General features: G+C 47.0%; 19 protein-coding genes. 8 read left to right on the top strand and 11 right to left on the bottom strand.

All coding sequences use genetic code 11. From position 1 onward, the window contains the following. Nucleotide 1 precedes the first annotated feature (1 nt). Nucleotides 2-928 (bottom strand): MBL fold metallo-hydrolase, encoded by a 927-nt coding sequence (locus B9Y77_RS00265; protein ID WP_085490036.1) that lies wholly within the window; start codon nt 926-928, stop codon nt 2-4. A gap of 81 nt (nt 929-1,009) precedes the next feature. Here B9Y77_RS00265 and B9Y77_RS00260 point away from each other — a divergent pair, with 81 nt between their 5' ends. Then, complete coding sequence (locus tag B9Y77_RS00260; protein WP_085490035.1) at nt 1,010-1,579, top strand: GNAT family N-acetyltransferase; 570 nt, start codon at nt 1,010-1,012, stop codon at nt 1,577-1,579. A gap of 4 nt (nt 1,580-1,583) precedes the next feature. Here the strand turns inward: B9Y77_RS00260 and B9Y77_RS00255 are convergent, their stop codons facing one another. Both B9Y77_RS00255 and B9Y77_RS16155 read right to left on the bottom strand, forming a co-directional pair. After that, nucleotides 1,584-2,669 carry a PDDEXK nuclease domain-containing protein gene (locus B9Y77_RS00255; RefSeq protein ID WP_085490034.1) on the bottom strand — a complete coding sequence of 362 codons (1,086 nt, stop codon included), beginning with the start codon at nt 2,667-2,669 and terminating at the stop codon, nt 1,584-1,586. A 477-nt stretch (nt 2,670-3,146) separates the two neighbouring features. Further along, nucleotides 3,147-3,269, bottom strand: coding sequence for a hypothetical protein (locus B9Y77_RS16155; protein ID WP_254899864.1), 123 nt, complete (start codon nt 3,267-3,269; stop codon nt 3,147-3,149). Nucleotides 3,270-3,417: 148 nt separating this feature from the next. On the opposite strand from B9Y77_RS16155, the gene B9Y77_RS00250 reads away from it, so the two are divergent. The 4 genes from B9Y77_RS00250 to B9Y77_RS00235 all read left to right on the top strand — a co-directional run bounded on the left by B9Y77_RS00250 (nt 3,418) and on the right by B9Y77_RS00235 (nt 7,004). Then, complete coding sequence (locus B9Y77_RS00250; protein WP_085490033.1) at nt 3,418-3,807, top strand: hypothetical protein; 390 nt, start codon at nt 3,418-3,420, stop codon at nt 3,805-3,807. A gap of 166 nt (nt 3,808-3,973) precedes the next feature. Next, a complete protein-coding gene (locus tag B9Y77_RS00245; RefSeq protein WP_085490032.1) occupies nt 3,974-4,420 on the top strand; it encodes a GNAT family N-acetyltransferase in 447 nt (148 codons plus the stop codon). A 75-nt stretch (nt 4,421-4,495) separates the two neighbouring features. Next, nucleotides 4,496-4,933, top strand: a complete 438-nt coding sequence (locus tag B9Y77_RS00240; RefSeq protein WP_085490031.1) for a DoxX family protein — start codon at nt 4,496-4,498, stop codon at nt 4,931-4,933. Nucleotides 4,934-5,069: 136 nt separating this feature from the next. Then, nucleotides 5,070-7,004 carry a glycoside hydrolase family 44 protein gene (locus B9Y77_RS00235; RefSeq protein WP_085490030.1) on the top strand — a complete coding sequence of 645 codons (1,935 nt, stop codon included), beginning with the start codon at nt 5,070-5,072 and terminating at the stop codon, nt 7,002-7,004. Nucleotides 7,005-7,050: 46 nt separating this feature from the next. Here the strand turns inward: B9Y77_RS00235 and B9Y77_RS00230 are convergent, their stop codons facing one another. Beyond that, nucleotides 7,051-8,037, bottom strand: a complete 987-nt coding sequence (locus B9Y77_RS00230; protein WP_085490029.1) for a nucleotidyltransferase family protein — start codon at nt 8,035-8,037, stop codon at nt 7,051-7,053. Nucleotides 8,038-8,250: 213 nt separating this feature from the next. On the opposite strand from B9Y77_RS00230, the gene B9Y77_RS00225 reads away from it, so the two are divergent. Then, nucleotides 8,251-8,490: a DUF1653 domain-containing protein gene (locus tag B9Y77_RS00225; RefSeq protein ID WP_085490028.1), complete on the top strand. Its 240-nt coding sequence runs from the start codon at nt 8,251-8,253 to the stop codon at nt 8,488-8,490. A gap of 5 nt (nt 8,491-8,495) precedes the next feature. On the opposite strand, the gene B9Y77_RS00220 is transcribed toward B9Y77_RS00225, so the two are convergent. Further along, nucleotides 8,496-9,746 (bottom strand): alpha/beta hydrolase, encoded by a 1,251-nt coding sequence (locus tag B9Y77_RS00220; protein WP_254899863.1) that lies wholly within the window; start codon nt 9,744-9,746, stop codon nt 8,496-8,498. A gap of 152 nt (nt 9,747-9,898) precedes the next feature. On the opposite strand from B9Y77_RS00220, the gene B9Y77_RS00215 reads away from it, so the two are divergent. After that, a complete protein-coding gene (locus B9Y77_RS00215) occupies nt 9,899-10,669 on the top strand; it encodes a lysoplasmalogenase family protein (RefSeq protein WP_085490027.1) in 771 nt (256 codons plus the stop codon). Between the two features lie 3 nt (nt 10,670-10,672). Here B9Y77_RS00215 and B9Y77_RS00210 read toward each other — a convergent pair whose 3' ends face one another. The 6 genes from B9Y77_RS00210 to B9Y77_RS00185 form a co-directional block, all read right to left on the bottom strand. After that, nucleotides 10,673-12,094: a glycoside hydrolase family 16 protein gene (locus B9Y77_RS00210; protein WP_085490026.1), complete on the bottom strand. Its 1,422-nt coding sequence runs from the start codon at nt 12,092-12,094 to the stop codon at nt 10,673-10,675. 156 nt (nt 12,095-12,250) lie between these two features. Beyond that, nucleotides 12,251-13,666 (bottom strand): MATE family efflux transporter, encoded by a 1,416-nt coding sequence (locus B9Y77_RS00205; RefSeq protein WP_085490025.1) that lies wholly within the window; start codon nt 13,664-13,666, stop codon nt 12,251-12,253. Between the two features lie 46 nt (nt 13,667-13,712). Then, nucleotides 13,713-14,057: a MetQ/NlpA family ABC transporter substrate-binding protein gene (locus B9Y77_RS00200; protein ID WP_014547040.1), complete on the bottom strand. Its 345-nt coding sequence runs from the start codon at nt 14,055-14,057 to the stop codon at nt 13,713-13,715. Nucleotides 14,058-14,065: 8 nt separating this feature from the next. Next, nucleotides 14,066-15,247: a hypothetical protein gene (locus B9Y77_RS00195; RefSeq protein ID WP_254899862.1), complete on the bottom strand. Its 1,182-nt coding sequence runs from the start codon at nt 15,245-15,247 to the stop codon at nt 14,066-14,068. Nucleotides 15,248-15,295: 48 nt separating this feature from the next. After that, the gene (locus B9Y77_RS00190; RefSeq protein ID WP_085490023.1) at nt 15,296-16,624 is read right to left on the bottom strand and encodes an alpha/beta fold hydrolase; all 1,329 of its coding nucleotides are present in this window, start codon (nt 16,622-16,624) and stop codon (nt 15,296-15,298) included. A gap of 163 nt (nt 16,625-16,787) precedes the next feature. Continuing rightward, complete coding sequence (locus tag B9Y77_RS00185) at nt 16,788-17,996, bottom strand: pyridoxal phosphate-dependent aminotransferase (RefSeq protein WP_085490022.1); 1,209 nt, start codon at nt 17,994-17,996, stop codon at nt 16,788-16,790. 50 nt (nt 17,997-18,046) lie between these two features. On the opposite strand from B9Y77_RS00185, the gene B9Y77_RS00180 reads away from it, so the two are divergent. Next, on the top strand, nt 18,047-19,480 hold the full coding sequence (locus tag B9Y77_RS00180; RefSeq protein WP_085490021.1) for an alanine/glycine:cation symporter family protein: 1,434 nt from the start codon (nt 18,047-18,049) through the stop codon (nt 19,478-19,480). Nucleotides 19,481-19,546 lie beyond the last annotated feature (66 nt).

The raw sequence follows: 19,546 nt of genomic DNA, 5'->3' as shown, positions 1-19,546 counted from the left end.
TTTACTTCACGAATCCCGGAGGCGGCAAATGCATTCCCGCCATTAGGAGTTTGTTTTCGCGAGCGTATTGCATAATGCGTTTGCGGCTTGCAGCGGATTTTTCCTTATCCATGTCGTAATTGGAATTGATTTCAGGATGGAACTTTTGCAAAGCATAACCATGCATCAAGTCGCCAATCACGAGTAAATTTGAAAACTGGAAGGCGGTATGCCCCGGCGTATGTCCCACGGCATCCATCGCAAGCACTCCATGCGGTAAGCTATCGCTGAACGCAAACAAATGAAGGCTATCTTTATAAAGCGACATGATGTTCTTTTGCAAGTCATTTTTCGGGATATCGTTCATCCACGCATCATATTCCACCTTGCCCGCATAAACGGCGGCATTTTTAAAGACCTTTTCCATCTTCCCGGCGCTACCGTTTTTCACAAGGCCCGCAATGTGGTCTGCATGAAAATGCGTCAAGTAGACAAGACCAATGGAATCCGGATTCACTTTCAAAGCATCAAGACGCTTTAAAAGCTGTCCGCCCCACGCGCCAAGACCAGCATCAAACAAAATGTACTTACCATCCGTTTTTACCAAGAACGTGCTGACAGAAGCAGGGAGCCCTGCCGGCATATTCAAACTTTCGTAAAGTGAATCGCTTGCATCGCTGAAAAGTTCGCGAGGCATCAGTTTTTTGCCCTCGTTGTCCTGAATCCAAGTGACCGAAGCTCCGTTCGCAAGCGCAATGGTTTTCGTCCCCTCGACAGCAGGCGTGTTCACCGTAGCAGAAGGCATCGTCACTTTTGCAGAAGTTTCAAGATTTACCGCAGACTTACTTTCCGCAGATTCTTTCGTGGAATTTTTCGATTCATTGCAGCCAGCAACAGCAAAAGCAAGAGCAGCGACAAAAGGGATAAATTTATTTTCAAACAGTTTCATAAGAATAAATATATACCAAAAGACGCAGGATTACATTCGCAAACTTGACACACAAGACTCATTATCCTATTCTTTCTGCAAATGCTCCAGTTTTTCGATGTCACAAGAGATGCCCCCTGGTTTCCGCAGGTCAAGGCGCTGTACGAATCAGCGTTCCCGGCTAACGAACGCATTCCAATAAAGCATTTGCTCGACGATAAAATCAAGCGAGAATTTTGGGCATTTTTTAACAAGGAAGATGGCGAAGGTGGCGCGGCCGAAAATACCGCGGCTCCCAGGTTCTGCGGGTTCTCAAATTCCATTTCACACGGCGACATCACGAACATCGTCTATTTTGCGGTTATGCCAGAACTGCGCAGTCGCGGATACGGCTCACAAATTCTGCAAGTCATTCGCGAACAACACCCCGACACACGCATCGTCGTCGATATCGAAGTCGAAGAAGATTCCAAGGACGCCGAAGAACTTGAACGCAGGAACCGCCGCCGCGACTTTTACCAGCGCAACGGCTTTGACTCCTCCCCCTTTGATTACGTCTGGCAAGGCGAGCACTATCGCCTACTCACCGCAGGCGGCACCGTCACCGAAAAGGAATTCCGCGATTTTTGGAAAGAAATTTTGAAGGATATTCCCGGAGCGAAGTACCCGTAAGATTTTACAGCGGCACTTCGCACAATCTTTTCTCAATTTCCTCAATAGAGGGCATTGTGCCTTCAACCTTTTCAGGGTAGAATTTTTCCAATTCATATTCCGAAATGCTGATAGGTTGCGTACTTGATTCCAGTGCGTACTGTGCCTGCACCTTGTCCTTTTCCTTGCAAATCAGCAGACCGATTGTCGGGTTGTCGCGCCCTTCCTTTTTAAGGATGTGATTGCATGCCACCATGTATCCGCCCAGTTGCCCGATATCGGCAAATTCAAAGCGCCCGATTTTCACCTCGACAACGACATAGCAAGAGAGATTCAGGTTGTAAAAAAGCAAATCCATGAACTTCTCCCTTTCGCCCACCATAATGCCATATTCTCTGCCGACATAGGCAAAGCCCGTGCCCAATTCCACAAGAAAACGGGTAATGTTGTTCAGCAGGCTATCTTTCAGCAGTTTTTCGTTGTAGCGACCCGTAATACCCGTAAACGCGAAATTGTAAGGATCTTTCGTCAGTTCTTGAGCCAAATCGCTTGTTTCGGCAGGGAGAGTCCGTTCAAAATTCGTCAAAGCCTTTCCCTGGCGCTCGTAAAGATCGGTAGAAAGCGCATTCAGAAGGGACGAACGGCTCCAGCCATTTTCTATCGTCTGGCGGGCAAAAAACAGGGCCTTTTGTGGGGCGTCTGAGCACTTATCGATGAGCAGCATGTGGTGCCCCCACGGAACAGAGAATAATGTAGATTCAAGTCGTTCTAAAGGACTTTGAGATTTTTCAGCAACCTGCTGAAGATTTTCCAAGACAGGACTATATAGTTGGAAAAATCTTTTAGAATAGCGAATATTCGATGGAGACAGCCCTTCGGCGTTAGGGATTGCTTTCTTTAAATCAGTACTAAGCGTACCATAAAAGTTGCTCCCATATTTATTTTCAGCCTGCTTGGTTACAATATCGCGCCCCAATTCCCAGTAGTAGCGCAGCATTTCACTATTTACCTTTACCGCAGCCTTGATCTGGCTCTTGCGATAACGGGAAGAAAGTTCCTTGACCCAGTGAATGTAATCCTTGTCCAAGATGTTGATAGATTTTTTCGACATAGATATCCTCTTAAAAATGGTTGCACAACGGTGCGAATACACCGTATAAACAATGCACTATACGCCCGTTCTTTTTTGTTTTGTAATGGAGTTTCCACGATTTGCGTGGAATGGGATAATCTTGCAATTCTGTTGGCGGGGGCTTTCCCCGGCGTTACTTGCCACTCTTTCGAGTGAACTCGAGTAGGTCGTGTTCCTACCAGCTATCCAACAGGACCGTCAAGAAGGTTGATGGGCCCCGCCGCGAATGCACGTACGGACCAAATGGTCTATGTCGACTGTCGCGAGGATTATCGAATTACGATTGTAATATAAGTAAATGTGTATTCCCGGCCAAGGGGCACGCAGCTAGTTTCAAACCACCAGAGTTTCATCTTCTTCAAGAAATCCGCATCCAGTGGTCACCCTGAAGCATCGGGGATTACGGAATCCACGGCGCAATAAAGGCACAATGCCGTCCGACGACGAATCGCCAATTTAATCGACCCCCGCTCCACAGTCTGCCTGCTGAGCGTCTCCGACAGGGAATTCCTGGAAATCTACAGTCATTTCGGCAGCACCAGGGCTCCAAAAAAAATGGCCCAAATCCCAGGAATCCATCCAATTCTTCTGATTTTTTCAGCGTCAAACCGCTTGCGAACCCGCATAAATAAAGGTATATTCAGAAAGCAGGTCTTATAGGGGCTCTTTTGGGGCAGAGGTAAAACTTGATATTGGGGACATCACCGTTGAGAATGAGTGATTTGATATGAAAAGATGCATCTTATATATATTGGCATTTGCCTTTTTTGCAGTAACGTACATTCTTATTTTTGATCCATGTTCAAAGATTTGTATTTTGTCTTTTGTTCCGCCTATTTTCTTTTGGCTGATATTTGTATTGATGCATTTTCATGGTTGGAAAACAAACGCAGACATTATGTCGGCACAAATGAAAAGTGGAACGTTATTTGATTACGAACGAGATGATGAGTTTGATAGAATTTTGATGAATAAACCTCGCGAAGAGAAATATATTCTAATGGATAAGTATTTAAATCATGATTTCGCTCATAATCCTGAAGACGACCTATTTGACGAATATATGAAAAAAATGATGGAGAGTAAAAAAACACAGAAAAAAATTAGACGTGTATAATCCCCACGAAAACTACAAAGGTCGCCTCAGGCGACCTTTTATCTTATAAGGGCTCTTTATGAGCTGAGGTAAAACTATCCCTTTGAAAAAGTGGTATATTGTCCTAAAAGAGATTTATCTTGTTTAGTTAAGTCCTATAGGGATTCTTTAAAAGCCGAGGCAAGCAATGATAATCGCAATCAACAAAGATGATCCGTGGTGGGAAAAGACCCGCGCTTTCGCGAAAGATTGCCCATGGCAGCCGGGGCGTCGTTTAGCCGAGCGAATGTCAAAAAACGATTTCCTAGACTGGGAAAAAGTTTTCGTTGCTGTACACGGTGAAGATGTTGTCGGCTTTTGCGTTCTCGAGGAGAACGGGAACATTCCTGCGAAATTCAATTGCAGCCCTTTTATAAATCTCGTTTACGTTAGCGAAGAATTCCGGGGACAGCGGCTATCCAAAAGCTTAATTGACGCAGCGCTTGATTACGCCCAAAGGCTCGGCTACAAAAAAGTTTATCTCAAAAGCGAGCACCACGGCCTATACGAAAAATACGGGTTCAAGAAGATTGCTGATTTCGAACCAACGGTCGGGCTTGCGAACCAACTGTTTGAAATAGAAATTTCAGTTTAACGTTAGCCTTTTAGCACTCATTCGTGGCAAAAAAATTTTTTGACTTTTCCGCCCTTTTTATCCTATATTAAATGTATGAAATACGTAAAAATGGTTTTGAGGGTTCTGCTGGGCATTTTTATGACCTACGCAGGTATCAGTCACTTGACCATCGCTAGGCAGGAATTCCTGGCGCAGGTCCCATCGTGGTTTCCGCAGAATCCGGGATTCCTGGATTTCGTGGTATTGGCCTCGGGCGTCGTCGAGATTTTGCTCGGCCTCAGCATGATATTCTTGTACAAGCACAAGGGTACGGTTGGCGTACTGCTTGCGCTGTTCTACGTTGCTATTTTCCCGGGCAACATCAGCCAGTACGTGAACGGTATCAACGCATTCGGACTTGACACTGACCAGGCTCGTTTTATCCGCCTGTTCTTCCAGCCTGTGCTGATTGCCTGGGCGCTCTGGTCCACTGACGGCGTGCAGAAGCTCAAGGAATGGCGCAAAAGTCCTAAAAAGGCGGAATCTCCGTAAAAAAAACGCCCATCCCTAAAAATGCGCCTGTAGTCACAAATGTCCACAGGCGTTTATTTAATTTTTGCCAAACTATATTTTGAGTATATATTTACAGGAAAACCGTTCCGCAGGGACCATTTAAAAGGCGTTGTTTATGGGATATTCAAATTTTTTCACAGTGGCTGCATTCGGCACGCTATTTGCTGTCTCCCCCACATTGGCCATCGACATTACCGTAGATGCAAATGCGGGCATCAAGAAAATTTCGCCGTACCTTTACGGGCGAAACATCGACAAAATCAGCGATGGCGACGCTGAGGTGACCGAAGAAGAGTCTGCCTTCATCAACCAGATGCTCGAAGCAGGCATCCACATGTTGCGAGCGAACAACGGCAACAACGCCACGCGCTACAATTGGCGTCACAAAATGACAGTTCACCCCGACTGGTATAACAACGTGTACTCGCACGATTGGGCGATTACCGCACAAAAGGTACTCGACAAAATGCCGGGTGTTGACGCCATGTACGCCTTCCAGCTCACAGGCTATGCAGCTAGCAGCACTGACTACAACTTTCCCGACTGGAACTGGAAACAAGAACACGGCACGTACGCAACGCAAACGTTCGACCTTGCGGGCGGCGGCGAAGTTTCAGAAGACGGCAAGACACTCATCAAAGCGGGCGACGCCTCGCTTTACAACATGGAATGGCCAGCCGACTCGACCGTCGCGATTATCCCGCACTGGAAAGACGAACTTAAGTTCGACATTAGCCGATTCAAGTACTGGAGCATGGATAACGAAATGGAAATCTGGCGCGGCACGCATTCCGACCTGGATTTGCCCGTCACGGGAGACTTTCTCGTTGAGCGTTACATTGACGTTGCCAAGAAGGCGCGCGCCCAGTGGAAAGACATCAAGCTTACCGGTCCTGTTGCCGCAAATGAATGGCAATGGTGTTCCGTATCTTCGTACAACAAGGAAGACCGCCCTAAAGGCGAAGACCGCAACTACTGTTGGCTAGAATACTTTATCATGAAAGTTGCCGAAGAACAGAAAAAATCTGGTGTTCGCCTACTCGATGTTTTCGACATTCACTGGTACCCGACAGAAAAGGATTACGAATCACGCGTGAACTGGCATCGAGTCTTGTTTGACACGACCTATAACTATCCAGGCGCAAACGGCATAAAGATGGTCGGTGGCAACTGGGACAATAAAATTACCAAGGAATACATTTTCGTGCGCATCAACCAGTGGCTCGAAAAATACTTCGGCAAGGATCACGGCATCACGTTCGGCATCACCGAAACAAGCATCATCGACAACGACCCCATGGTGACAGCACTCATTTACGCGTCATTCCTTGGCACCATGCAAGATAACGGTGTGGAGATTTTCACCCCGTGGACTTGGGGCGACGGCATGTACGAAACGGTGCACCTTTTCAGCCGCTACGGTCATCCAAACCGAGTGCAATCTACATCAAGTAATGATTCGCTGGTATCCGCCTACAGTTCTATCAGCAACAAGGGCGATTCGCTCACAGTGATTTTTGTAAACCGAGCCGAAAAAGACGCACAAGATATAGACCTCAATCTTGCGAACTTTGCCTCCGACGGAACGGTTAAAACGCTCACCTTGCAGAATCTCAAGGGCGAGACATTCGTTTCGCACACAAGCAACGCCTTGAAAGAGAACGCAGTTGAAGCAAATGCGCAGGGCGGAACGACCACTGCGACGGGCTACAGCATAAACAGATTCAAGATGACGCTCCCTGCAAAATCCATCACCGCGGTGCTACTCACTACGACTACGCCAAAACAAATCGACGCCATAGCCCCCACGAGAAGCGCACTCACAGGGAACCCGCTGCACCATGAAAACGGCAACTGGTTTATCGACAACGGTTCAGGGAAAGTGCGCCGTATAAACGTGTTCAACAGTCTCGGGCAAAGCGTACTGCGAATGCACGCCATCGCCCGCGGAAACATCCGCATTGCAAGCGAAGTGCTCAGCAAAGGCAATTTCATTGTGCGCATAGGAACTGCAAGCGGAACGCAAATGCAAAAAATAACAGTGAAGTAGAATTTATCTATAGCAACAACTAATGAAAGCCTATCATACCAGAACGCTAATCAATCAAGTCGTTTTGGAATCTCGACAGGTGTTCGAACGGCAAAATTTGGCGTCCTCTGAAAAGTCCGCAACCATCGTTAATCAATTGATTATTGATGGCCTTGAACATGTTCACATCCAGCTTCGAAAGTTCAAGTTCCTGCAATTTCGTCAGGCGCTCATAAGCATCATCAAAGTAAACGCACTCGCCGCTTGGAATTTGGTCATGCTTGGAACGACGCGTTTCTTGAGTCTTTTCATACCCGAAGTGGTTTGCATCACCGATTTCGGCAAAGTCATCCATATCTTTTGTTCTAAGTTGTACTTCCGTATAGCAACGCGCAAGATTATCATACATCGTTATGTGCAACGATTGGTACCCGGAGCTTCGCGGAGTCACCACCGAGTCATGGTAATACGGCTGAACCGCATCTTTTAGCAAGTCGCAATGGCCGCCATCCTTATGTCTTGAAATTTCTGGAGTAAAACCTCGTTCCTCCAAAAATTCAGGCATCACGTTCGCAATCTCGTAAAGATACTTCCGTTCAACTTCAGTGCGATCTTCGCCTTTCTTGATGTGGCAGGTTGGCATCGAAATCACAATGCGGTACGCAATCAAGTCGCGAAAATTTAGCGTGCTTTTAATTTCAGCTTCAGACGGGAATTTCCCATTTTTCTTGTAATAGTTGTAAACAAATTCAAGGATATAGCCATTGAATTTTTCTTCGGCGCGAATCAAAGACTTGATGCGTCCCTTGAACGTAAACGCCAAGAAAGGATATTCCCTCGTCATGTACTTGTAGAATTCTTTTATTCGTTGAGATTGCGAAGTCAAAAAGTCATTGTGTTCTAGCAGTTCAATAATCTGAATTAAAAAATTCGAATGCGCAAGATCAATGCTATTATGCGTTTCCTTAGCACTGTTTCTGAGATCATTTGAATATTGATGCAAAATTTTCAGCACCGTATTTCCAGAAAACAGATAGTCATTCAAAGAAATCATCTTACGCCTCCCGAGCAAGAATTCTTGCGGTTTTTACGTGTCAAAATATAACAAAAGCTCTTGCGAATTCGCACGAAATAAGGTAAATTGCAAAACAAATATTTTTTTTGCAATTCAACATATTACGTACGATGTAAAAGAGGTTTCACGAATTGTAATAAGTTACAAAAAATTGAAAAAAAAATTCAATCTTGAATATTTGGGATAATATTTATGGAAAACAGAGAGCTTAAAATTCACGGCATTTACAGGCACTTTAAAAACCGCTACTACATTGTTGAGGGAGTAGCGAAACATTCCGAAACCGAAGATGAATACGTCATCTACCGCGCCCTTTACGGAGACAATACAGTCTGGCTTCGCGAGAAATCCATGTTCCTAAGCGAAGTCGATCACGAAAAGTATCCGGACGTTAAACAGAAATACCGTTTTGAAGAAGTTGAGTTAGGATAAACTATTTAATTTTTAACAAACCTTACAATATCTGTTGAACCCGCAGGCGATTTCACAACAATTCCGTAAACGCCAGGCGGCAACGAAGACAAGTCAAGATCCTTGCGGAAATATCCATGAACTTTGTGAGATCCATTCACGGACATAATTGTATAGCGGAACGAGTCCATACCTCCGCGAACAAGCAAACGATTTCCGCAAATTTCCACTCCATACGATTTTGAAAAATACGGTAAGGCAACAACATCCGAATCTCTATTCAACGAATCCGGTACATCTAGAGCTTTCGCAACTTTAGCCTCGCGAGCATCATTAAAGAACTTGACCATTTTATCGAGATTCGCCTCGACATACATTTCATTCCCTCCATGGGAACCGCCCTGCACAGAAACAAGTTCCGCCACGACATTATGCGCCTTGAGGGAATCGTAAAGTTCCTGACTCTGTTCCTTGTTCACAATTTGGTCGGACGTCCCATGAAAAAGGATTATAGGCGGATCATCGTCACTTGCGTAATACGGTGAACTCGCCACCATCCACTTGTCTTTATTACCCTCACGTTCAGCACCGATAAAAGCGCCCTCGTATGTTCCCGAACCCATGAAATTATTGATTGGATTCATTGTATAAATATCTGTCGGCGGAGACCACAGCGTTGCAGCATCAATGCAGCTACTGAACGAAGTAAATTCACCGAGCGAGCCCACTAAATCTACAGTCTCAGACCCAGACTTGCCTTCTTTCAAGCCACAGGTTGTTGCGACCAAACTAGAAAGGTGACCACCCGACGAGAACCCTGACATGGCAATAAAATTCGTATCGATTTTATACTTTGAAGCGTTGCCACGCATAAAACGCACAACAGCTTTGAGGTCATGAAGTTGCGCCGGATAAATCGCATCGCTTGCGGAACGGTGATTCGGAGTAACCACAGCATAGCCAGCCTTAAGAAGCGCCGCACAGATTGTATTTAAATCCGCAGAGCCCTTGGAATTGTTCTGGCTCCAAGCGCTACCGTATGTATGGATAACAACCGGATAAGAATCCTTGCTCTCCTTGGGCAAGTAAATATCCAGCGTATGGTAGACTTTGCCATCGCCCACATAATTTACATCGGCAAACTTTTCAGAGTACTCCATCCTACTGTTGCCAGATTGCGGACCGCCAAATCCACCACCTCCGAATCCACCGCCGCCCCACTGAGCGAACGCAGAAACAATAGCGGTAAAGTAAACCGCTATAGGCCATTTTTTCATATACACTCCAATCAACATCGGTCCTAACACACGGACCCATCCAATTAAAATTTATACACAAAATAGACAAACAAGCAATTAGGGCAAATATTTCCATTGTTTTATTTTACAACTAACGATTGAATGTATTTTCATTACTTATATTATACGTTATGAACAAGAAAACACTTATAACTTCGCTTATTATTATCGTCGGGATTCTCATGATTACATTCTTCGTGAGAGACTGGCTTGTATTTTACAACTGCGGTGCCGTCGAGCAGTGTCTCGTTGAAAGCAGCAACTACCAGAACATCGCTAAGTTCGCTGTTACCGCCATCATGACGATTGTCGTATTTTTCATTGGCGAAAATTGCCTGTGCAAGCGCGACCGCAACTTTTTGCAGGCGGGTTTCGCTATGGCTTTGTGCGCGGATTTCTGTTTGAAAATCATGCACAACTACGCTCATGTTCTGGAGCACCGTAGCGATTACACGTTGCTTGGCATTTGCTTCTTTATGGTTGTGCAGGCATTTTTCATTTACCGCCACACGCGTACAAGCGATACGGACAAGAGTTCCCCTTGGATTTTGATTATTCCGTTTACAGTCATGTTCATCACGAATGCGCTGCACCTGTTCCGCATTTTCGAAGGACCGACCGTCCCGATTATCGCGACTTACGCTTCATTCCTGTTCTGTTCGCTCGCAGTAGCCCTCCAGGCTCCAAAAAAGGGATACTTCCCTGCTAAAAACGCACGCAACATCAAGCGCGGAATGATTCTTTTTGTCTGCTGCGACGTGTGCGTAGGCATTTCACTTGCGACAGGCGAAGACCACAGCGTTCAAGAAATCGTGGCCACAGTCGCCAACAACTTTGTATGGTATTTCTACACGCCGGCCCTGATTTTACTCGGGCTCAGCGGATACAAGAGAAAAGAATAGTTCTTACTTTTGCAAACGACCTTTGAAATCGTAGGCACGAGGCTCAAGCTTCGTGCCATTATTGTTAGGCACGCCCCCGTTACGATCGCCGAACTGCACATAAAGCATTCCATTCTTGCGGAAAACTCTAGCGCCATAAGCAGGGGCAATCGTCCGCGCAGTCTCGTGGATTCCAACAGACGGGTCCTTCGTCGGAATTTCATCATTGGATTTGAGCAAGCGCCACATCTGATTCCATTCCCAGTCATCAGCCCAACTTTGCACCACGCGTTCGCCATCCGTCGTTGCACGCAGGTACATATTGCTGTGCTGCATTTTCATGCGCACCACGGAGCCCTCGTAGCCGGATTGCTTTTCCATGACCACCTTTTGATGACCGCCGCCGTTCCACTTGTAAAGGCCCATCGTCACACCCGCATCGGTTGACTCATTCGGCGTATCTAGCGAGATATCGCCAAAATTGATGCGGTAAGTCGTCGAAGATAGCGGAGTAATCGTCGCAATCGCATTATCGCCGTTGCAATCGCCAAGCGCAAGCTTGTCCTCGGCAGTTCGCGTCATGCATGTACCAAAATTCATCGACATAATGCGCACGGTATCGGGCTTTGCTGGTTTCGCCTGCCATACACGCACCCAGTCTGCTTCGAAATACGCAGGCTTGTCCGACGTGATTTCAATATCATCGCCCGCCCAGCCGCCAATCGCCAAATTCACGATAATGTACTGCGCCGAAAGCTGCTTGATTTCAGTCGGGCGGTTGTAACTTGCAAACTTTTTGTCGTCAAAATAAAAGCTAAGCGTCGACTCGTCCCATTCCACCGCATACGTGTGGAAGTCCGCCGAACGGTCCACATTGTCGTCCTTATGGCCGCCAAAAGAGGCTTCGTGATCCCACGCCGAACCATGGCTGTTGTACCAGCTCGGGTCGGTGTAATGCAAATAGTAATGGTGTTGCTTGCGTGATGCTGGGATTTCCAAGATGTCAATTTCTGGAGGCCAGCCGTCTTGCAACGTCCAAAACGCAGGCCAAGTTCCCTTTTGTGAGGGCGCCTTGAATCGGCCTTCGATATAGCCGTACTTGACTTCAAATTTTCCCTTTGTGTCAATTGCACCCGAAGTGTAATCGACAGGGATTTCCTTGTTGTTGAACTTTGCCGTTCTGCCCTTGGCATCCGGGTGTGTTTTCTTTTCGCCCTTGAGCTTGAGCGTTCCATCGGAGACAATCACGTTTTCTTTGGCGCAGTAGGCGCGATGGTTATGCGTCGGGCCCCAGTTGTACGTCGAATTCCACTTTTTCGTGTCAAGCGAAGTGCCGTCAAAGTTATCTTCAAAAACGAGATTCCAGCCGCTAAAGTTAGACGGCGGGGCAGCAAAAGCGATAGATGCGAGCGCAACGAAGCCCGCAATGACGTGATTTTTTTTCATATCCAATTCCAATCCTCTCCCACGACTTCTGCTAAAAAATTAGCCACCACCAAAAAGCAAAACAAAAAAGCCGCAGGCAATATAAATATACCTACGGCACTTCAATAAGCCTAGTTAAAAGTTGTAAAAAAGCCCCGAATCTACGATTTTCGAGCTTTATTTAGCGTTCATCACGTGTCTGCGCCATTTTCCGCTCTTCCAGCGACGCCAGAAAATCAGCGGAGCCGTGCTATAAACGGCAACCACCACAATCCAAGCGTAATGGGCCGGCAGATAGAAGACGTAAGCCACGATGTACAAGGCAATTGCCACGAACCAGTTCATGATACCGCAAGCGAACATCACCCAGACCGTATCGCCCGCACCGCGAAGCGCACCCGCATAAATCACGAGCAAGACTTCAACAAAAATGTAGAACGTCGCAATCCGAAGCATGAACATGCTCATCGGGCGAGCCGCATTAAAAATCGCAAGCGCGCTTTCCGTCGCCTCGGCAACATCCGGCTTGAAAATATCCGTCAGCACTCCCGGCAAGAAGATGAAGAAAATCCCCATTACCAGGGAATAGCCCCAGCCGAGCTTAAGCCCGGAATAAGTCGAACGCGTTGCCGCAGCGGCATTCTTGGCGCCCACATAGCGCCCCACCAAACTCGTCGACGCGACCTCCAACCCCATCAGCGGCACATACGCCACCAAGTCCCAGTTGAACATGATCGAAGACGCGGTCGCCGCCTCAGGCCCAAGCGCATGGAACATCAAAATCAACGACTGGAACGCCGCCATGTTCAAGAACATCTCAACGCCAGACGGGATGCCCTTTTTCAAAAGTTCGCGAGTCAACGGCCAGCTAAACGCAAACGCAAAACGCGTGCGGAAACGGCGGTGGCAGCTATTGCTAAAGAACTTCGCAAACAGAATCACCGTAGAAACCACATTGCCAATGAGCGTGCCATAAGCAGCGCCCGCAACGCCCATCGCGGGAATCGGACCGTAGCCATAAACCAATACAAAGTTGCAGGCCACGTTCACAATCATGCCAACGAAAGCAGCCTTCATCACGACCTTGGTTTCGCCAATACCGCTAAAGAAACACGGCGCCGCATTACGCAACAAGTTGATTACGCCGCCGAACATCAAAATGTTGAAATACGTCTTCTGGTATTCAAGCTGGTCGGCCGGCAAATGTTCCAGTCCAAACGCAAAATGCCCCAGTGGAATCGTGAGGTACAAAAGCGGCACAGAAATCAGCGACAAGTACACCGACTGCATGAACACGCGGGCACAATCCCAGCGTTTTTTACCACCCAAGCGCTGAGCCACCATTGCCGTCGTATAGCTAATCGCGCCCGTAAAAAACATCGTGAGTGCAAGCTGCACCGCCCCCGCCCCAAGCGCCGCATTCATTTCGGCAGGGCCAAGCTTCGAGAGGAACAAACGGTCGATGAACGTCATGAACGTGTCAAACGACATAGACAGAAGCATCGGGAGTGCCACCACGAGCACATCCTTCACGTCCCCGTTCTTCTTGAATTTCGAAGGTTTATAGAACCTATTTAAAATAGCATCAACCATAGCTTGGCAAAGATAGAAAAAATCAAAGACCGCGCGACAGCCGATTTTACTTTCCTATTTCTTTTTTCAGCCTCAAGAGAACTTCTTTCTTATCTGAATCCGAGTTAAACCAAAGGCTATCGATATACAAGCCATCGACAAAGCCTTTGGCAAGCGCCTCGTTGGCATGCTCCTGAGTATCCCACTTTTTTATCTGTAACGTGATAGATTCCTTGGCAAGCGAAGATGAAGCCTTCTTCAGCAGGGACTCATCTTCTGCGCGAACTACACCCACCGAAAACGTCAATGACGTTTCCTCTTTTTTGACAGTTGCGCGTTTGCGGGCACAGCAATCAAAACGAGCCATCGCAAGGGAACTCAGCAAAATACAAAGTAATACAATCTTTTTCATATGAGCTCCTAGAAGTCAAACATCGCTTCTACACCAAAAATAAAGGAAGGATCATTCTTATTCCCTTCGGACGGCCAATCATCGCCATACGGGATATCGACAAGCACCATCGAAATAATATCTATTTTAAAGTCAGGAACATTAAAGTAGAATCTTCCGCCGATGCGCACAGAGCCCAAGTCATCCTTTTTATCTAAGCTGTTCGTATGCAATTCCAAAGGAACGCCGATACTCAGATATTCATTCACGGCAACACTCGGTTCAATGAAAGCAAAGAAGTATTCCGGTCGCGTCGTGATTTCTAGACTTGTACGAATAGGGTCATCGATGAACGCATAGAACAAAGAGCCCACTATGCAAAATCTCGAAATATCAAATGACGGTTCTACAAGCAAGACGTGGTTCGAGACAGCATCGTCACTTGCGAGGAATACCGAATGAAATCCGTACAACCCGTGGAAAGCAAAGTTTCCCAAAGATAGCGATAAATCTAACCCCGCATAAAGTTCATTGTAGTCTTTACGCTGATAGCTTTTGTAATCAAAATAAGGACGGAAAACTTGATTTGCAATTTCTAGGTCGTACGCCGCATGAACTTCATACGTATAACCTTCCAGACAATCCATTCCCATGTACTCGCCAAACATGAAATGGTAATGGCAACTTTGGTCATTGCCCGCAGTGCCAAAACCTATATCAAATCGCAATCCGTTCCACTGGAATTCTAAACCGCGAATCGTCTTTTGCGAAATGCCTGCAGCGTCATCGCGCGGATCCCCGAAATCATAATAATTCTTGAAAATACCTTCAAAAAATTTCAAGTCACCAACGCGAAAGAAAGTGCGTTCCGAACGAGTGTATTGAATATACGCGCCATTAAAGACAACAGCAGGATTTACGGGATCCATAGACGATTCATCGCCCATGTCCATCCCTTCCATATTCTCCATTCCGTTCATCGCCATCCCCATCGCTTCGAGTTCAAGCCATGCAGACCAGCGATCGTTAAAACGAAGGTCAAAGTCCAAATCTAGCATAGATTCAAAACGGTGCGTAACCTTAGGCTCATCCGTATTCCAATCGGCATAAGCGTGGACCATCACCATCCCAGAAAGGTCCAACTTCGGGCGAATTTCAGAAAAAGCGACACCAGCAAACAATAAAACGCATGATAAAATTATTTTATTCATAACACAAAGGAGTATCATTTTACAGATACTCCTCCCCATAATTAATAATTACTTGTCGCCCTTGATAAAGTTATCGATGTAGTCCGTTACCGTTTCTACAGCGGCTTTGGAGCCCCAATGTGTATTATGGTCCGCATCTTTGACTTCACGGAACACGACTTTCTTTGCCTTAGAAAGGCCATCCTGCAACGCTTCCTGCGACTTTTTATCGAATATAGCGTCCTTTGTACCCCAGATAATCTGGACATCCGATTTAATCGAAGAAAGACGATTCGAATTATCAATCTTCAACAAATTCCTGACGAGGAATTTCCATGTATAGTAAGGAACTTGTTTTAAATGTTCCAAGTTCGCCGCTTGGAATTCTTCATCGGAATTCGTATTTTCGCCCCACTTTTCAATGAAGGATTCAGGAAGTTTCTGCGTGGAATCGTAAGCAAAAATTCCATCAAAATTTTTATCACCTGTGCCATTCACAAGCCAATCTATCGTGGCATTCGTTTCATCGACCGCAGCGCCCGAGCCAATCAATGTAATGGATGCAATTTTATCGGCATGCAAAATAGAGAGTTCCTGCGCCACAAACGCGCCTAGAGAATGACCAACAATATGCGGCTTCTTCAGTTCAAGTTTATCAATAAAGGCTGCGATATCATTCGTCAATTCCTTGAGCGCATAAGCCGATTCTTCAATAGGTTTATCCGTCTTTCCGTTACCGCGGAGTTCCGGAACATAAACGCGATAGCCCTTCTTGGCAAGCTGTGGAGCCACCTGCGACCAAGAAACGCGACCATCCGTAAGGCCGTGGATCAAAATGACAGGAGTGCCCTTTTCGTCACCCGTGACCGTATAAGCCAAGTGGATTCCTGTAGACAAATGCGCAGCCTTTTCGGTCCAATCCACTTCCTGATAATCCGAGAATCTCTTGGTCGTAAAGGTATTGTTCTTGCCCATAAAATGATGACCATTTACCAGAGCAACATCATCAAAGGCATAGACATCTGTATTGCTGCTACCCACGTGAACCACATCGGCACTACCCGAAAAATCAACACGGCCAGCGCGTTTGATCAACAGATTTCCCGTGACCTTGACATTTTTCAAAACAGTTGCGCCCGGCGTTGAAGTATTCACCGTCAACACGCCATTAATTGTCGTATCCTGCAAGAAAATGATGCCATCTTTAATATTTTCATCGCCAAGCGTCAAGCCGCTTGATGCAGATTTGTGGTCACCAGATTCCGTAGCATGATGTTCATGTTCTTCAGAGCTTGAAGGAGCGACAGAATTTGAATCGTCATCAGAACATGCAGAAAGTGAAAGGAGTGATGCTAAAATAATAGTCGAAAGTTTCGTATTTTTTTTAAAGATATTCATTGATTCCTCCGTTGTTAAGTTGTTTTTTTGTTGGCACAATATTAGATTCTGCGGAGGCTTTTGTCCAATACTATTATTTCATTACTGATAATACAATTTTTTTATAACTAAAAAAGGAGCAGCATTCCGCTACACCTTTCAATTACAAATTAATTCACACAAGCTATCGTTTCAACTTTTTCAAATTTTCCAAGCGGTTGAGCGCTTCGTAGAGCGTTTCATCTTTCTTCGCGAAGTGCAAACGAACAAGATGGTCCACCGGTTCGCGGAAGAAGCTTGAGCCAGGAACAGCTGCAACGCCCACCTTCTGCGCCATATCAATGCAGAATTGTTCATCGGGCAATGTGCCGGCCGCGCATTTCGAAGCGCTACAAGATTCGCGGCGACCGTATCCGAATTCCGAAATATCAATCAGCACAAAGTAAGCCCCTTGCGGTTCGGTAAAACGCAAACCGAGATTGCGGAGTCCGTTTGTAAATACATCCTTCATGTGCGTGTAATGCGCCTGCAAACCCGTATAGTACGAGTCGTCAAAACGGAGCGCCGTCACAGCCGCTTCCATCAACGGAGCCGCAGCACCCACCGTCAAGAAGTCATGCACCTTCTTGATGCGTTCCATAACCGGTTCCGCTGCAAGCACATAGCCCAAACGCCAGCCCGTAATCGAGTAAGTCTTGCTCAAGCTGCTACATTCAATCGTGCGTTCGAACATTCCCGGGAGCGTCGCTATGTACGTGTGGCGATGCGGAGCAAAAACAATATGCTCGTAAACCTCGTCTGTAATCACATATAAATCGTACTTGACAGCAAGCGATGCAATAATCGAAAGTTCTTCGTGCGTAAAGACTTTACCACTCGGATTTGCCGGATTGCAAAGCACCAGCGCCTTCACGCCAGGTTGCGCCATCGCACTTTCCAAGACATTCGCATCAAAGCTCAAGTCCACCGGCGAAAGCGGCACATAAACCGGAGTCGCCCCGCAAAGAATCGTATCCGCAGAATAGTTCTCGTAAAACGGCGAGAACAGCACCACCTTATCGCCCGGATTGCAGACCGACATCATCGAAGCCATCATCGCTTCAGTACTGCCGCAAGTAATCACAATTTCTTTTTGCGGATCGTAACGCAACCCGCTAAAATGGAACTGCTTATCGCTCAGCGCCTCGCGGAAATTCTGTGCGCCAAAAGTAATCGCATACTGGTGCGGCCCCGTCAAAGCCACTTCCGAAAGACGCTTCGTGAGCGCCTCAGGCGGGTCAAAATCAGGGAACCCCTGCGACAAGTTAATAGCCCCGCAAGCATTTGCAATGCGGGTCATTCGGCGGATAACGGAATCGGTAAAAGTTTCAGTGCGTTTACTTAACGGTTGCATGGCGGAGAAATTTAAAAATTTTTCTACTATTTATCCAATAGGAGATTTCTATGTCAAACCCCTTACATCCCATTGTTTCGGCGCTTAACACCGCCCTGTATGATTTCTACATAGTCCCGCTATTTTTGATTGTAGCCGGGGTATTTCTTTCCGTTCGCTTGGGATTTCCACAAGTCCGCTATCTGATTGAAACATTCCGCGTCACTCGCGAAAAGCCATTGCACAAGCACGGAATTTCGTCATTTGCGGCATTGATGGTCTCGACAGCCTCCCGCGTCGGCACCGGAAACATCGTCGGCGTATCTTCGGCCGTTTGCCTCGGTGGCCCCGGCGCCATTTTCTGGATGTGGGTCATTGCCATCCTCGGCGCAGCATCTGCATTCGTAGAATCCACCCTCGCCCAGATTTACAAGCGCCATGACGATGTCACAGGACACTCTTACGGCGGACCGTCCTATTACATCCAGACAGCACTCGGCAAACGTTGGCTAGGCGTTCTCTTCTCGGGCTTTGTGCTCCTCACCTACATCGTGGGCTACAACCTGCTCGCCTCGTACAACATTCAGGACTCCCTCACCGGATACAAATTCTACGATCAGGCATCCACACCGTTCATCGTCGGATTCATTTTAGCCGCCCTCTTCGCTCTTTGCATCTGGGAAGGCGCAAAGAAAATCTCCACCATCACAAGTTACCTAGTCCCCTTCATGGGAACTATCTACGTCATCGTCGCCTTCGGCATTATCATCTACAACATCTCGAATGTTCCTGCCATGTTCGGCACAATTTTCCAAAACGCATTTTCGTTTGACGCTGGATTCGGCGGCTTCGCCGGAAGCTGCATCATGTACGGCATCAAGCGCGGCCTCTACTCCAACGAAGCAGGTATGGGTTCCGCCCCGAACGCGAGTGCAAGCGCAAGCGTCTCGCACCCCGTCAAGCAAGGCCTCGTGCAATCACTCTCCGTATTCATCGACACGCTCCTCATCTGCTCCGCCACAGCCCTCATGTGCCTCTCGACCAACATCGAGCCCAGCAAGGACATCTCGGGAATCATTTACGTACAAAAGTCTCTCGCCTCCGTTCTCGGCAGCAACGGCGCCGTCTTCATCACATTCTCCATGTGCCTCTTTGGCTACACCACGCTCATCGGGAACTACTACTACACCGAAGGCTGCCTCCGTTTCATCTTGAACAGGCGCCCCTCCAAGAAAATCCGCAACGTATTCAAGACCATCGCAACCGCCATCGTCTTCTTAGGCGCCACCTCCAGCGCATCGTTTGCCTGGGACAGCGCAGACCTTTGCCAAGGCCTCATGGTCCTCGTGAACATCCCCGTCATCTTGATTCTCTCGCCAATCGCCATTAAGGCACTCAAAAACTACACCGACCAAAAGAAGAAAGGCCTCGAACCCGTCTACATCGCAAAAGAATGCGGCGTCGAGCAGCCCACCGATTACTGGAACGAAGGACAAAGGCTGTAAAAAAGCAATACAAGAAACAGCAGGTCGTTCGCACGGCCTGCTGTTTTGCATTCTTAAAAACTGAAT

It is taken from the genome of Fibrobacter sp. UWB13 (assembly GCF_900177805.1).
Taxonomy (GTDB): Bacteria; Fibrobacterota; Fibrobacteria; order Fibrobacterales; family Fibrobacteraceae; genus Fibrobacter.
The sequence above is the reverse complement of the archived record's forward strand: the minus strand, read 5'-3'. Positions and strand labels throughout refer to the sequence as shown.